This window comes from Paenibacillus sp. 22594, assembly GCF_052044425.1.
Taxonomy (GTDB): Bacteria; Bacillota; Bacilli; order Paenibacillales; family Paenibacillaceae; genus Paenibacillus_AQ.
In genome coordinates this window covers 84603-99935 of record NZ_JBQENA010000005.1, presented here as the reverse complement: position 1 = coordinate 99935, position 15333 = coordinate 84603, and the positions used below count along the sequence as shown (strand labels likewise).

General features: G+C 49.4%; 12 protein-coding genes. 11 read left to right on the top strand and 1 reads right to left on the bottom strand.

The annotated features are described in order from the left end of the window. Positions 1–38: 38 nt before the first annotated feature. From tig to lonB, 6 genes are all read left to right on the top strand, one after another. Complete coding sequence (gene tig, locus ACTJKB_RS17725) at positions 39–1376, top strand: trigger factor (protein WP_440835742.1); 1338 nt, start codon at positions 39–41, stop codon at positions 1374–1376. A gap of 290 nt (positions 1377–1666) precedes the next feature. Continuing rightward, complete coding sequence (gene clpP / locus ACTJKB_RS17720; protein ID WP_025708435.1) at positions 1667–2257, top strand: ATP-dependent Clp endopeptidase proteolytic subunit ClpP; 591 nt, start codon at positions 1667–1669, stop codon at positions 2255–2257. Between the two features lie 12 nt (positions 2258–2269). Further along, entirely contained in the window at positions 2270–3526 is a 1257-nt protein-coding gene (clpX, locus tag ACTJKB_RS17715; RefSeq protein ID WP_020430248.1) for an ATP-dependent protease ATP-binding subunit ClpX, read from the top strand. Between the two features lie 113 nt (positions 3527–3639). Beyond that, positions 3640–4779, top strand: a complete 1140-nt coding sequence (gene ispG / locus ACTJKB_RS17710; protein ID WP_074111627.1) for a flavodoxin-dependent (E)-4-hydroxy-3-methylbut-2-enyl-diphosphate synthase — start codon at positions 3640–3642, stop codon at positions 4777–4779. Between the two features lie 132 nt (positions 4780–4911). Further along, the gene (locus ACTJKB_RS17705) at positions 4912–5583 is read left to right on the top strand and encodes a hypothetical protein (protein WP_440835741.1); all 672 of its coding nucleotides are present in this window, start codon (positions 4912–4914) and stop codon (positions 5581–5583) included. Positions 5584–6162: 579 nt separating this feature from the next. Then, on the top strand, positions 6163–7872 hold the full coding sequence (lonB, locus tag ACTJKB_RS17700) for an ATP-dependent protease LonB (protein WP_440835740.1): 1710 nt from the start codon (positions 6163–6165) through the stop codon (positions 7870–7872). Between the two features lie 152 nt (positions 7873–8024). Here lonB and ACTJKB_RS17695 read toward each other — a convergent pair whose 3' ends face one another. Further along, a complete protein-coding gene (locus tag ACTJKB_RS17695; RefSeq protein WP_440835739.1) occupies positions 8025–8222 on the bottom strand; it encodes a hypothetical protein in 198 nt (65 codons plus the stop codon). A 37-nt stretch (positions 8223–8259) separates the two neighbouring features. On the opposite strand from ACTJKB_RS17695, the gene lon reads away from it, so the two are divergent. From lon to ACTJKB_RS17670, 5 genes are all read left to right on the top strand, one after another. Continuing rightward, positions 8260–10623, top strand: coding sequence for an endopeptidase La (gene lon / locus ACTJKB_RS17690; protein WP_440835738.1), 2364 nt, complete (start codon positions 8260–8262; stop codon positions 10621–10623). 12 nt (positions 10624–10635) lie between these two features. Then, a complete protein-coding gene (yihA, locus tag ACTJKB_RS17685) occupies positions 10636–11301 on the top strand; it encodes a ribosome biogenesis GTP-binding protein YihA/YsxC (RefSeq protein WP_440835736.1) in 666 nt (221 codons plus the stop codon). Between the two features lie 207 nt (positions 11302–11508). Beyond that, a complete protein-coding gene (locus ACTJKB_RS17680; RefSeq protein ID WP_440835734.1) occupies positions 11509–12096 on the top strand; it encodes a non-ribosomal peptide synthetase module in 588 nt (195 codons plus the stop codon). Between the two features lie 104 nt (positions 12097–12200). Further along, complete coding sequence (locus ACTJKB_RS17675) at positions 12201–12980, top strand: tyrosine-protein phosphatase (RefSeq protein ID WP_440835732.1); 780 nt, start codon at positions 12201–12203, stop codon at positions 12978–12980. Positions 12981–13176: 196 nt separating this feature from the next. Next, entirely contained in the window at positions 13177–15123 is a 1947-nt protein-coding gene (locus tag ACTJKB_RS17670) for an S-layer homology domain-containing protein (protein ID WP_440835730.1), read from the top strand. Positions 15124–15333: the final 210 nt, after the last annotated feature.

Genomic DNA, 15333 nt, shown 5'->3' with positions numbered 1-15333 from the left:
GAAAACATGTAACCTATTTTTGGAGGGAAAAGTATAATATGAAAGCAACCTGGGAAAAAATAGAGAAGAACCTTGGAGTTCTTGAAGTCGAAGTAGAAGCAGAACGTGTAGCTGCAGCGCTCGACAAAGCTTTTAATAAAGTAGTTAAGAAAGCAAACGTACCTGGTTTCCGTAAAGGTAAAGTGCCACGGCCGATTTTTGAATCCCGTTTCGGTGTAGAAAGCCTGTATCAGGATGCCATCGACATTCTTCTTCCTGAAGCTTACGGTGAAGCGGTTGAAGAAACCGACATCTTCCCTGTTGACCGTCCTGAAGTCGACATCGAGCAGTTCGCCAAAGGCCAGCCGTTCATCTTCAAAGCAAAAGTTACAGTGAAGCCTGAAGTAACTTTGGGCCAGTACAAAGGCGTAGAAGTTCCAGTTCAGAAGGCAGAAGTTACTGAAGAAGAGCTGGATGCTGAACTGAAACGTCTGCAAGAGCGTCACGCTGAGCTTGTTGTTGTGGAAGACGCACCAGCAGCTAACGGCGATATCACTGTGATCGACTTTGACGGATCTGTAGATGGCGTGCAATTCGAAGGCGGTCAGGCTGAGCGTCATTCGCTGGAACTGGGAAGCAATTCCTTCATTCCAGGATTCGAAGAACAAGTAGTAGGTATGTCCACTGGAGACTTCAAAGATGTTGAAGTAACATTCCCTGAGGCTTACCATGCTGAGAACCTTGCTGGCAAAGCAGCAGTATTCAAAGTGAAGCTGCATGAAATCAAACGCAAACAGCTTCCTGCCCTGGACGATGAATTCGCTAAGGATGTAAGTGAATTTGATACCCTTGAAGAATACAAGGCAGATCTGAAGGCACAGCTGGAATCCCGCAAACAGGAAGAACTCAAAGGCGTTCGTGAAACTGCGGTAGTTGACGCAGCAGCAGCAAATGCTGATGTTGAAATTCCTGATGCTATGATCGCAAGTGAAGTAGCGAACATGGTTCGCGATTTTGATAACCGTCTTCGTCAGCAAGGCATGAACATGGACATGTTCCTTAGCTTCTCCGGCCAGACTCGTGAAGATCTTGAGCTTCAGATGAAGGGCGACGCCGAAAAACGCGTGCGCAACAACCTGGTGCTGGAAGTAATCGCGAAGGCTGAGAACATTGAGGTTTCTGAAGAAGAAGTAACAGCAGAACTCGCTTCCATGGCGGAATCCTTCAAACGTACTCCTGAAGAAATCCGCAGCATCTTGGCGGCCAATGGTTCCCTGAGCAGCTTGAACGATGAAATTTCGCTGCGCAAGACTATTGATTTCCTCGTAGAAAACAGTGTTGAAGTTGAAGCTCCAGTAGTAGAAGAAGCTGCAAAAGAAGAAGCTAGCGCTGAGTAATCATTTTCGAGAACTGCATTCCAACTAGAACGGCCAAGCAAGGCGGCCTCCATAAACATAGATAAGGCGCGTAATTTCTGTTACGTGCCTTATTTTTATCGGCGGAGGTAAATATCGAATACATAATCACAGTCATAGGAATTGGCATTCTCATGGGATTTGCGCTATAATGGCATGCACATGAACAATGCGATATCTGCAGCAGTGAAAAAATGACATAGCGCCTTGAACGTGTTAAAATATTTTTGAAACGGAAAGACTAATCTGTACAGAGAAAAGAGGTTGGTGGCATGAGTCTGGTACCAATGGTTGTGGAATCAACAAGTCGGGGAGAACGGTCATACGATATCTATTCCAGATTGCTGAAGGACCGCATTATCTTCCTAAGCAGTGCGATTGACGATGATGTCGCCAATCTGGTCATTGCCCAATTGCTGTTCCTGGCAGCAGATGACCCCGAAAAAGACATTCACCTGTACCTCAACTCGCCCGGTGGTTCTGTGACAGCCGGCATGGGTATATATGATACGATGCAATACATCAAACCGGATGTCTCGACGATCTGCGTGGGCATGGCGGCAAGCATGGGATCGCTGCTGCTTACGGCAGGGGCTCCAGGCAAAAGATACGCGCTGACTAACAGCGAAGTGATGATTCACCAACCGCTCGGCGGCGTTCAAGGGCAGGCATCCGATATTTGGATTCATACCGACTGGATTCTCAAAACGAGACAGAAATTGAATCAAATATATGTGGATCGCACAGGTCAACCCCTTGAAAAAATCGAACGGGATACAGACCGCGATAACTTCATGAGCGCGGAAGAAGCGAAGGAATACGGGCTTATTGACCAGGTACTCTCTTCACCGATCAAATCTTAAAGGGGTGGTTAGATGTTTAAATTTAATGATGAAAAAGGGCAATTGAAATGTTCTTTTTGCGGCAAATCTCAAGAGCAGGTTCGCAAGCTTGTAGCAGGACCGGGCGTTTATATATGTGACGAATGCATCGAGCTGTGCACGGAAATCGTGGAAGAGGAGCTCGGTCATGAGGAAGAGCTGGATCTGAAGGATATTCCGAAACCGAAGGAAATCCGTGACATTCTTGATCAATACGTCATTGGCCAGGAGCAAGCGAAGAAATCTCTCTCCGTTGCCGTGTATAATCACTACAAGCGTGTCAACAGCCAGAGCAAGATCGAAGATGTTGAACTGACGAAGAGCAATATTCTTCTTCTCGGTCCAACAGGATCCGGTAAGACACTTTTGGCGCAGACTATGGCTAAGATTATTAATGTTCCTTTTGCTATCGCAGATGCCACTTCCCTCACGGAAGCGGGGTATGTCGGTGAGGATGTCGAGAATATCCTGCTCAAGCTGATTCAGGCTGCCGATTACGATGTGGAAAAAGCAGAACGAGGCATTATCTATATTGATGAAATTGATAAAGTAGCACGTAAATCGGAGAATCCGTCCATTACCCGTGACGTTTCCGGTGAAGGTGTACAGCAGGCCTTGCTGAAGATTCTTGAAGGTACTGTAGCTTCTGTTCCTCCACAAGGTGGACGCAAGCATCCGCATCAGGAATTTATCCAGATCGATACCACGAACATTCTGTTCATCGTGGGTGGTGCTTTTGACGGCCTGGAACAAATGATCAAACGTCGTATCGGCAAAAAAGTCATCGGCTTCAACGCAGCGGTTGAAGGTCAGAAAGATCTGAAGACCGGCGAATATCTGTCTATGGTATTGCCGGAAGATCTTCTTAAGTTCGGTCTGATTCCTGAGTTTGTCGGCCGTTTGCCAGTTATCTCGACTTTGGAGCCGCTTGACGAGAACACATTGGTTCGCATTCTGTCCGAACCGAAGAATGCTCTCACCAAGCAGTATATCAAGCTCCTGGAGATGGACAATGTAGCACTCAAGTTTGAGCCGCTCGCTCTGGAAGCTATCGCCAAGGAAGCCATCAAACGCAACACGGGAGCCCGTGGACTGCGTGCCATTATTGAGAGCATTATGCTTGATGTAATGTATGAGGTTCCTTCACGTGATGACATCAAAGACTGTGTCATTACCGAGCAGGTTGTACAGGAGAAGTCACTACCTGAGCTGAGCCTGAAGAAAGACAAGAAAAAAGAGGAAAGCGCCTAAGCGCCTTCCTTATCCATACAAGTGATTTACAATACAAGTCATTGTCTCCACCTTACAACCGCCTGTATGGCGCGGGGAGGGTGGAGCTTTGATCGTTATGGGGGGAGAAAACCATGTTCTTGAGACACCAGACCCGTCCCGTCAATGTCGGCGGGGTAATTATTGGGGGAAACAACGAGGTTGCTATTCAAAGCATGTGTACAACCAAAACAGCTGATGTTGAAGCAACTGTAGCCGAGATCCTGCGGCTGGAGGAAGCGGGCTGTCAGCTTGTGCGCGTGACGGTCAACAATGAAGAAGCTGCGGCTGCAATCAAGGAGATTAAGCAACGGATTCACATCCCGTTGGTAGCGGATATTCATTTTAACTATAAGCTGGCTCTGCTTGCGATTGAGAACGGCATAGACAAGGTTCGCATCAATCCGGGGAACATTGGCCGGCGCGACAAAGTCGAAGCTGTAGTCAAGGCCTGTAAGGATAAAGGTATTCCGATCCGTATCGGTGTCAATGCCGGTTCTCTGGAGAGCCATCTCCTCGAGAAATACGGCTATCCGACTCCTGATGCAATGGTGGAGAGTGCCCTGTATCATATCGGAATCCTGGAAGAACTCGATTTTCATGATATCATCGTATCTCTCAAAGCTTCCGATGTGCCGATGGCGATCGAAGCTTACCGCAAAGCAGCGGAGGTCATTCCCTACCCGCTTCATCTTGGGATTACCGAGTCGGGCACATTGTTTGCCGGTACTGTGAAGAGCTCAGCGGGTATTGGTGCGCTGCTCTCTATGGGTATCGGCAGTACCGTGCGGATCTCGCTCAGTGCCGATCCGGTTGAAGAGGTGAAGGTAGCCCGTGAACTGCTCAAGACCTTCGGTCTGATCTCCAACGCTCCAACACTGATTTCCTGCCCAACCTGCGGACGGCTGGACATTGACCTCTTCTCTATCGCTAATGAAGTGGAAGAGTATATCTCCAAGCTCAAGGTGCCGATCAAGGTGTCTGTGCTAGGCTGTGCGGTTAACGGCCCGGGTGAAGCTCGTGAAGCGGACATTGGGATTGCGGGTGCACGCGGAGAAGGTCTGCTGTTCCGCTACGGCCAGATGATTCGGAAGGTTCCTGAAGCGGATCTGGTATCGGAGCTCAAGAAGGAAATTGACGCCATTGTCGTTCATTTTGAAGAAACCGGTGAAATTCCGGGCCGTAAGCATGCAGGACTGGCTCCAACCGTGCAAGTGGGCAACTCAGAACAGTGATCGATTCGGAACTTATTATTAATTCCATCCATTTGTGATTTGCATACAAATCTGGTGACGAAGAACGTCCCCTCATGCCCCGGATCATCCGGTGGCGGGAGGGGACGTTTTTATTTGAGTAGGAGGAACAATATGGACTATGAGCGAGTGAACGAGGAGTTTATTCAGCGTCACCTTTCCAGTCGTTCCGGGGAACGGAGAGGAAGACTGGAGAGGGGGCATCAACACGCGGAAGCATTGTTTTTGCGGAACGTTTGGTGGCCGATTCGTGGCAATTTTAGCGAGCTGCATCCAGAATACGAGGTCATGGATTGGCGAGGGCGGTCTTATTTTGCCGACTTTGCCTTTCTGCCGGGGCCGGTGAAATTACTTTTTGAGATCAAAGGCTATGCGTCCCACGTCAAAGAGATGGATAGGCAAAAGTACAGCAATGAATTGAATCGAGAGACTTTTCTGTGTGCCATGGGCTACCAGGTGCTGTCATTTGCCTACGATGATGTCGAGCGGCGTCCTGAGTTGTGCATTACCTTGTTACGCATGGTGCTAAGCAGATATATGACCGCGGTTGTACCAGTAGATAAAGCTCTGCTTGCTGAGAGGGAAATAATACGGTATGTGATTCGTCAATCGGGTTCAGTGCGGCCGCGGGATGTTGCTCAATATTTTACATTGGACCCCAAAACAGCGCGGAATACACTGAACAGACTTTGCGAAAAGGGCTGGCTGAATCCGGTCACGCATGGAGCTGGAATCCGAAAGGTGCGGTATGAGCTGGCGCGTAGTGTTCTGGATTATTGGGATTGAGTTGTTATGATCCAAGCTCTTAAGCTTTGTTGATGACAGAAGGCCTATGATCTGAACGGAGTAAATCTATACTCGGAAAGGAGTAGAATATAGGGATTTTCTCCCTCTAAATTAGACGAAATGAGTGTTTTTAGGCCATTAGAGGGAATGACGCCCGTTAATCTCTAAGAAAGTTCTGTTTTTGACTAACAGTTAGAAATTACAGGGTGTAAATCCCTCTATTCGCTCAAGCGTAGGGGAATCCGTCAAATTATAGGGCGGATTTCCCTCTAAGTGATAAGAGATGTACGTAGAACGCTCGGCTAGCTCAACCTTATAGATCAATCGCACAGCTCGTCCACACATCTCATCAGCACAGCTCCAACCCTTACATAAAAGCAGAATGTCCTCAGCCGCAGCCAAGCCACATCATCACGCTCTTGTCCTCCCGAAAGATACAACCTTCCAATCGAGCCAGCACTGTTTCGTTATTCTTTCAGAAATCCCTTTATGGGCGTTTACGAATGACTGAAAAGGCTATACTACCTAGTAGTAACCAAATACAGGACAGATAGACTGTAGCGAACAGGAGGATGACCTATGGAATTAAGTATATTGCTGATGATCGTGCAGCTCTTTTTCGCGCTGGTCATCGGCGTTTATTTTTGGAATCTGCTGCGGGGACAGAAGACCAATAAAACGGCGGTGGACCGCGAATCGCGCAAGGAGCTCGACAAGCTGCGGAAAATGCGGATGATCTCCCTAACCAAGCCGCTATCGGAGAAGACGCGCCCGGCCAGCATTGGTGATATTGTCGGACAAAAGGACGGCTTACGCGCACTGAAGGCTGCCTTGTGCAGTGCCAATCCGCAGCATGTCATTATTTATGGGCCGCCAGGTGTCGGCAAGACTGCGGCTGCGCGTGTGGTAATGGAGGAAGCGAAGAAAAATGCGCTCTCCCCCTTCAAAAGTGATGCGAAATTTACGGAGATTGATGCTACCACCGCCCGTTTTGATGAACGAGGGATTGCTGATCCGCTTATTGGCTCGGTGCATGACCCGATTTATCAAGGGGCCGGGGCCATGGGGGTGGCCGGTGTGCCGCAGCCCAAGCCGGGGGCAGTTACCAAGGCGCATGGCGGGATTCTGTTCCTGGATGAGATCGGCGAGCTGCATCCGATTCAGATGAACAAGCTGCTTAAGGTGCTGGAGGACCGCAAGGTGCTGCTCGAGAGTGCTTATTACAATTCCGAGGACAGCAATACTCCTGCGTATATCCATGATATTTTTCAAAATGGCCTGCCGGCCGATTTCCGGCTGGTCGGTGCTACCACGCGCTCACCGGATGAAATTTCACCAGCGCTGCGTTCCCGCTGCATGGAGATCTATTTCCGGCCGCTGCTGCCGGAGGAGATTGCTATCATCGGACGTGATGCGATCCAGAAGATTGGGCTGAAGCCAAGTCCCGAAGCCATTGAGGTGGTGCAGCAATATGCCACTAATGGACGTGAGGCGGTGAACATGATCCAACTGGCCGCAGGACTTGCGTTAACAGAAGGTCGGGATACGCTGAGTGCGTCAGAAGTGGAATGGGTGGCCAGCAGCAGTCAACTGCCTATGCGAACCGAAAGAAAGATTCCATCCTCGCCTCAGATTGGGCTGGTCAATGGTCTTGCGGTATACGGGCCGGGCATGGGGACATTGCTGGAGATCGAGGTATCGGCAGCACCGGCCAAGAACGGGCAAGGCAGAATTAACGTGACCGGAGTAGTAGACGAAGAAGAGACCCGCGGTGGTTCACGAACCATCCGGCGCAAGAGCATGGCCAAGGGCTCCGTGGATAATGTGCTGACGGTTCTCCGGACGATGAATCTGGAGCCTGACCGTTATGATATTCATGTTAACTTCCCAGGGGGAACACCGATTGACGGTCCTTCTGCCGGGGTGGCGATGGCTGTGGCTATAGTTTCTGCGATCCGGCACCTGCCAGTGGACAACACAGTAGCCATCACCGGTGAGATTGGTATTCATGGTCGGGTGAAGCCGGTAGGCGGAGTGATTGCCAAGGTTGAAGCAGCTTTTCAGGCGGGAGCCACTACTGTATTGATTCCAAAAGAGAACTGGCAGTCGCTGTTTGCCGACCTTGCACCGCTAAGAGTAATACCAATGGATACGGTTGAAGAGGTTTTTCGTCACTTATTCGGTGCTGAAACGGCGGATGTGCGCCTGCCGGCAGTGTCAGGGGAGACCTTCTCCGCATCACCATCGCTGTTAAAAGCAGATGCCAGTGGTGACAGTGCGAAGGGCTGATCCTCTGAACGAGGGGAACCCTACAGCCCAGTCCTCTTCAGTGGGACTGCCAGGGAATATCCAGCAGGCCTTTTTCACACAAAGCGATGTGTGTCAGAGGCCTGCTTTTTGAAATATAAAGATTTATATGTTTCACGCTAAAAATCATCCTTCTATTTCTCGCTGAAACGGATACCGTCCTTAAAAGGACGGCGAAGCCGTTTCCACTTGTATGAGGACAGAGCGGACATATTCAGGGTAGAAGTAGCGAATAATAAATCAGGTCTGGCGGCGCGGATTGGCTTAGCTGGAAGCTGCAGCGTTGTGCATCCTGTTGGTGTTTTGATGCCGCTTTTGTTAGAATGAAACATATGACACTACTTGAGAACCATGGGAGGTGCGAAAGCGATGATACAAAGCAAATCCAAAGGTCGTCGTTTTCCTTTATTGCCGCTTAGAGGTCTTCTTGTATATCCCAGCATGGTTCTTCACTTGGATGTGGGACGCGAGAAGTCAGTTCGGGCGCTGGAAAAAGCTATGGTTGAAGATAACCTGATTCTCCTCTGCTCGCAGTCGGAAGTGAATATTGAGGAGCCGGGACAAGAAGATATTTTTCGGGTGGGTACAGTCGCTAATGTGCGGCAAATGCTGAAGCTTCCCAACGGTACGATCCGTGTGCTGGTGGAGGGTGTGGAGCGCGCCGAAATTATTCACTATACGGATAATGAGGAGTATTACGAGGTCATGGCCCGAGTGCTTCCGGAGGAAGAGGATGTGGATCAGCAGAGTGATGCCTTGATGCGTACCGTGCTGAACCAGTTCGAGCATTACATCACTCTCTCCAAAAAAGTCACTCCAGAAACACTGGCCGCTGTCTCCGATATCGAAGAGCCGGGCCGGCTTGCGGATGTCATTACGAGCCACTTGGCGCTGAAGATAAAGGATAAGCAGGAGATCCTGGAGACGATCGATGTCAGCAAACGTCTGGAGAAGCTGCTTGATATCCTCAACAATGAGCGTGAAGTGCTGGAGCTGGAGCGCAAGATCAACCAGCGGGTGAAGAAGCAGATGGAGAAGACCCAGAAGGAATATTATCTCCGCGAGCAGATGAAAGCCATCCAGAAGGAGCTTGGGGATAAAGAAGGCCGGGCAGGCGAAGCCGAGGAATTACGCAGTCAGATGGAAGAGAAGCAGCTGCCCGAACGCGTGCAGGAAAAGATTGAGAAGGAGATCGACCGGCTCGAGAAAATGCCGGCAAGCTCAGCTGAAGGCGGAGTGATCCGTAATTATGTCGATATGCTGTTGAGTCTGCCGTGGAGCGAGTCAACGGAAGATGATCTGGATATCCTGAAGGCGGAGCAGGTGCTGGATGCGGACCATTATGGTCTGGAGAAGCCGAAAGAGCGTGTGCTGGAGTATTTGGCCGTACAGAAGCTGGTCAAGAAGCTGAAGGGTCCAATTCTCTGTCTGGTAGGTCCTCCGGGCGTCGGCAAAACCTCGCTCGCGCGTTCCATCGCCCGTTCGCTGAACCGCAAGTTCGTACGCATCTCTCTGGGAGGCGTGCGTGACGAAGCCGAGATCCGTGGGCATAGACGCACCTATGTCGGAGCAATGCCGGGACGGATCATTCAAGGAATGAAGACTGCAGGCAGCATCAATCCTGTATTCCTGCTGGATGAGATCGATAAGATGGCGGCAGATTTCCGCGGCGATCCTTCGGCAGCACTGCTCGAAGTACTGGATCCGGAACAGAACAACACGTTCAGCGATCATTTTGTCGAATTGCCGTTTGATCTGTCGAATGTCATGTTCGTGACGACAGCCAATACCGTGCATAATATTCCACGTCCGCTGCTGGACCGGATGGAGATGTTATACATTCCTGGCTATACGGAACTGGAGAAGCTGCAGATTGCCAGCCGCTACCTGCTGCCGAAGCAGCGCGAGAACCACGGTCTGGAGGATACGCAGCTGTCTATTGAAGATGACACCTTGCTGAAGATTGTCCGCGAGTATACCCGGGAATCCGGGGTGCGTAATCTGGAACAGCAAATTGCCGCGTTGTGCCGCAAGGCCGCGAAGCAGATTGTATCCGGTGAGAAGGAGCAGGTTAGCATTCTTCCGGCAGAGATCAAGGATTATCTGGGCGCCTCGAAGTACCGCTACGGAATGGCGGAGCTGGAGGATCAGATCGGTACGGTTACCGGACTGGCTTGGACGGAGGTTGGCGGCGATACACTTCTGATCGAAGTCACGGTAGTTCAGGGGACCGGCAAGCTGACCCTGACCGGACAGCTGGGCGATGTGATGAAGGAATCGGCGCAGGCCGCCTTCAGCTACACACGTTCCAAGGCAGAGGAGTTGGGACTAGCGCCCGATTTTCACGAGAAGAACGATATTCACATTCACATTCCCGAAGGCGCCATTCCCAAGGATGGCCCGTCTGCAGGGATCACCATTGCTACGGCTCTGATCTCCGCACTCACGAAACGTTATGTCTCTAAGGATGTGGCGATGACAGGTGAAATTACGCTACGCGGACGGGTTCTGCCGATTGGCGGATTGAAGGAGAAGTCGCTGGCCGCCCACCGTGCCGGTTACAAAAAAATCCTTCTGCCAAAAGACAACGAGCGCGACCTGAAAGAGATCCCTGAGAGCGTCCGCAGCGATGTGGAATTCGTGCCGGTCTCCCACATGGATCAGGTGCTGAAGCATGCGCTTGTCGAGCACCACAACGAAATCAGCAGTGAAGCGCCGAGTAGTGTGCATTAGAAAGGAAGTCCTATGAAAGTTAACAATGCCGAATTTATCATCAGCGCCGTTGGCCCTGATCAATACCCTGTTGACGCCTTGCCGGAGATTGCTCTGGCAGGGCGCTCCAACGTCGGGAAGTCTTCCCTTATCAACCGTATGATTAACCGCAAGAATCTGGCCCGCACCAGCTCTACACCGGGCAAGACGCAGCATATGAACTATTATCGTGTGAATGAGAGCATGTATTTTGTCGATTTTCCTGGCTACGGTTATGCGAAGGTCTCCAAGACGCAGCGCGCCTCATGGGGCAAAATGGTCGAGAAATATATGGCCGAGCGTGACACGCTGAAGCTTGTTCTGCTTATTGTGGACCTCCGTCATCCGCCTACCGGCAATGATAAGATGATGTTCGACTGGTTGAAGCATTATGACCTGCCGTTATGCGTAGTGGCAACCAAAGCAGACAAGATTCCCAAGACCCGCTGGCCCAAGCATATCAAGATCATGAAGCAGGAGCTTGGTGTGCTGCCGGGAGATAATTTCATTTCTTTTTCCTCGGAGATCGGACTTGGCAAGGATGAATTGTGGGAGCTTATAGACCGCTATAATCAGGCCTCTGAAGAGGTGTCGTTAGCTGACCCGGAGATTGAAGAGGGTGGAAATGAACCACAGCCGGATGAACCCTCCGAAGCCTAGAGGTTAGCTGTGTGATGCGTAATCTATAGGATCAGCGCGTATTACTCACAGAATAGTGAGGAATACATATGTAATGTGTGGCTCTTATCCTTTTCTCCCGCTATAAGATGAATTATCGGCGTATATCCTGTTCCTCCTGATGAGAAACCCGCGGCTCTTCATTGTATAATCATGCTAAAGGCTGTTACACAGAATTGAGGGATGGTCATGGCTCAGAGATTGGCTACAGAATATGTGAAGGCGACTTTGCAAATGACGGAATTTCAGATGAAACAATTTCTGCTTACTGCCGATACCTCCTTCATCAGCCACCGGGTGAAAATTCTGGGCGGCGGAGAACAGGAGATCGTCCTGGAGGAGGCGGGGGGCGAGGAGGTTCATTTATCCTTCCAGCAAAGAGGCAGCATCTATGTATGCGCCCTGTCCTGTACCATTGTGAACCCGCATCTGAACAACGCAATCCGCAAGCTGTTCGTTACCTACAAGGGGAGCGGAACAGTAAATCGAATATATCAGGGCTTCACCATGGTCTATGTGTACGAGAGCGGTTCGGTCCGTAAAATCTCTGAAGTTACCCCACTGGGCAGCAAGCTGGTCTACCAGCACAAGCACTCGCTGGTGGAGATGATGCGTCTCTACAAATCCGATGCGATTGAGCGGGAGATAGAGAGCCTGCGTGTGACGATTGATCGTTTACTGGATCAACGTAATCAATTATATAAGGATGAAGAGATTCACGAGATTGACCAAAGACTTGCACATGTGACCCGAAAGCTGTTTGAATTAGAAGCATAGATGACAATTAAGAGTCAGGAACTAGCAATCATTTCCTAGTGAAATGGTTGTATTTTTTTGAGCAATCTATAACTATACGAACGAGAGGGGCCGATAAAAAGTATATGATAGATATCCATTGCCACATTCTACCCTTCATGGACGACGGGGCTGCTGATTGGGAGTCTGCTCTTGCCATGGCACAGGACGCTGAGAAGGATGGGATCTCCACTGTTGTTGCCACGCCTCACCATGCCAACGGAGTGTATATGAACCCCGCTCAGAATATTGGACAAGCTGTTGCGCAGTTGAATGAAAGACTCCGGCAGGCCGGTTATCAGCTGCAGGTCCTTCCCGGTCAAGAGATACGCCTCTATAGTGAACTGCTGAATGACCTGGAGAAAGGTGAGCTCCTGACGCTGGCAGGTTCACGGTATATTTTGCTGGAAATGCCTTCTTCGCGCGTACCCCGCACGATGGAGGAGACTTGTCATGAGCTGATTATTCAAGGCTTCGTGCCGGTCATTGCCCATCCAGAGCGCAATGCCGAGGTTGCCGCCGATCCTTCCAGACTTATTAGATTAATAGAGCTCGGTGCACTGGGACAGTTGACTGCCCAGAGTCTGGCCGGAACCTTCGGAAGCAAGCTGCAGAAGCTGTCGCTGGACCTGTGCCGGAAGAATGCTGTACATATGATTGCCTCCGACGCACACGATAACCGGCACCGTCCTTTTGGCCTGAGCGAGGCCTATGAAGTTTTGACCAAAGAATTAGGAAAAACATCATCCGACTTTTTTCGTCAAAATTCGCAAAATATTATCGACAATGAGGAGATTATTCGGGTAGAATCTACTCCATCTCACACCAAATTTCAAAAATTGTTCGGATTTTTTTCTCGTAAGTAGTGACCTCGCTAGATTTTAATGGTAGAATGGGGATTACTGGGTTATTGTTATTTTTTATCAGAATAGTGTAGACTTAGGGTTGCTACTCTATCTACACTAGCAGTAGCAGTAGTACTAGAATTATAACTACATACAAAGAGGTGGATGAAAAGTGACTTTGAAGAAGAAACTGGCAGTATCATCATTAGCAGTTAGCATGGCAGCAGCATCTTTTGCAGGTTTCCCGTTCAGCAGTACAGGTTTGGCCCAGCATTTAGGTCTTGTAGGAACAGCAGCAGCAGCAGAAGTTGGCCACGATGCAGTTAAGGCTAAGATTAAGGCAATCTATAGCAACCTTACCGTAACCGAAGCAACTTATCTGAAAAATTATTCAAATGAAGTTGCTAGTCTTACCCAGCCTAAGTTCGAGCAAATTTTTGCTCCAGTGCTTGGCAAGCTTCAACTGACTACTCAAGATAAAGCGACTTCCTTGAAACTGTTCAAGAGCGTATCCAGCGTAGTATATGATGTGTATGCTAATGATTTCGACGTTCTGAAAGGTATTCGTAATGATGCCGACAATGTTGCATTGTTCAACAAAATTGCAACCCAGGCAAAAGTTCAAAGTCTTAGCTTTGACGACATTTTGGATTTCTTCTTTGCATCTAACGGTGTGGAAGCAGAATTGCGCACATTGCTGGGCAACAAGTCCAGCGCAGATCTGATCAACATCATTGCTGATCCTGCTTCACAGAAGACGCTGGTTAAGGATGCGGTCTACAAGGTTCTCAACCATAAGACTGGTGTTGGAGCGTTGACAGTAAGTGATGCCGTTTACAACCTGCATATCTCTGCTGATGACCTCGTACAGACTTTTGAGAATGTGAATACAGAAATCAAATCTGCTAAGAAAGCAGCACAAGCCCTTGCTATGGCTTACCTGCGCGCTTATCCGTTAACTACTACTAACCCTGGTGGCGGCAGCACTGGCGGTGGAGTTATCGGTGGAACAACTCCAACTACATCAGCTGGTGTGTATAATGTGTCCGCACTGGTAAGCGTTGTTGGCGACAAAGCAACCCTGAAGCTGGTTGATGCTGATGTTCTGAAGGCATTCGATGCATTGCTTGCTGCGAACCCTGGCAAGACTGGCTTGACTCTGACACTGGATCTGGGAACGGTCAATGCTAAGGTTGTAGAAGTTCCACTGTCCAAAGCTATCATTGAAGCGGCTAAGGCAAAAGGCATTGCTAACATTGCAGTAACCTTCAATGGCTTGACTGTTACGATTCCGGTATCCCAGTTCAGCGATGCAGTGACATTGACGGTTACGAATGAAGCTGACACTACAGTAACTTCATTGACAAGCTTGAAATTGGCTTCGAAAGTCTACACTTTCGATCTGACTGTTGGTGGCGTAAAGACAACAACGTTCAAACAGCCTTTGACTATTAAGCTTCCTTTGGCGAATGCAGCTTCCCTCGACAAGGAATTGCTGTCCGTAACCAAGATCGTTTACAAAGAACTTCAATTCCAAGGTGGCGTAGTTGACGGTGATTTCATCGTTGAACCACGTGATACCTTCTCTTCTTATGCAGTACTGGAGAACAAAGTGAACTTCAGCGACATTGCAAGTGTACAAGCATGGGCAGGAAGACAAATTCAAGTTGTAGCTGCTAAAGGCGCAATTGAAGGTGTTGGTGCCAGCAAGTTCGCTCCGAAGAGCAATGTTACCCGCGCTGAATTCTCGAAGATGCTGATTCGTGCTCTGAACCTGGAGAACAGCACAGCAACTGAAAGCTTCAACGATGTAGCTTCCACAGCTTGGTACGCTCCTTATGTAGCGGTTGCTGCTGAGAAGGGTATCGTAACTGGCCGTAGTGCTTCCCAGTTCGATCCGAATGCTACAATTACCCGTGCTGAAATGGCAACTATGATTGCCCGTGCCGTTAAGTCGGTTAACTCTGCAGCTACTGCAGGAGATGCTTCGTCGCTGACTAAATTCTCGGATGCAGCGAAGATCGCAGCTTCCCTGAAAGACGGAGTAGCCTTTGCAGCCAGCCACAACCTGGTAATCGGCAATGCTGGTAAGTTCAACCCGAACAACACAGCTACCCGTGCAGAAGCAGCTGTAATCATCTATCGTACAATTAACTTCAAGTAAGAATCAACAATAAGCAAGTGGAGAGCCTCCTCTCGTATAGGTGAGAGGGGGCACTTTTTTAGCTTATATACACTGAACTTGCGAATAAGAGACTAAGTACGCCTACATCTTTTAGGTTATAGATAAACTGAGGTGTTTTTGTTGGCATTAAGGTAATGGATTGAAACTTTAGTGTTGAACGCGTACCGGATTCACAAGTTCATTGTGTAT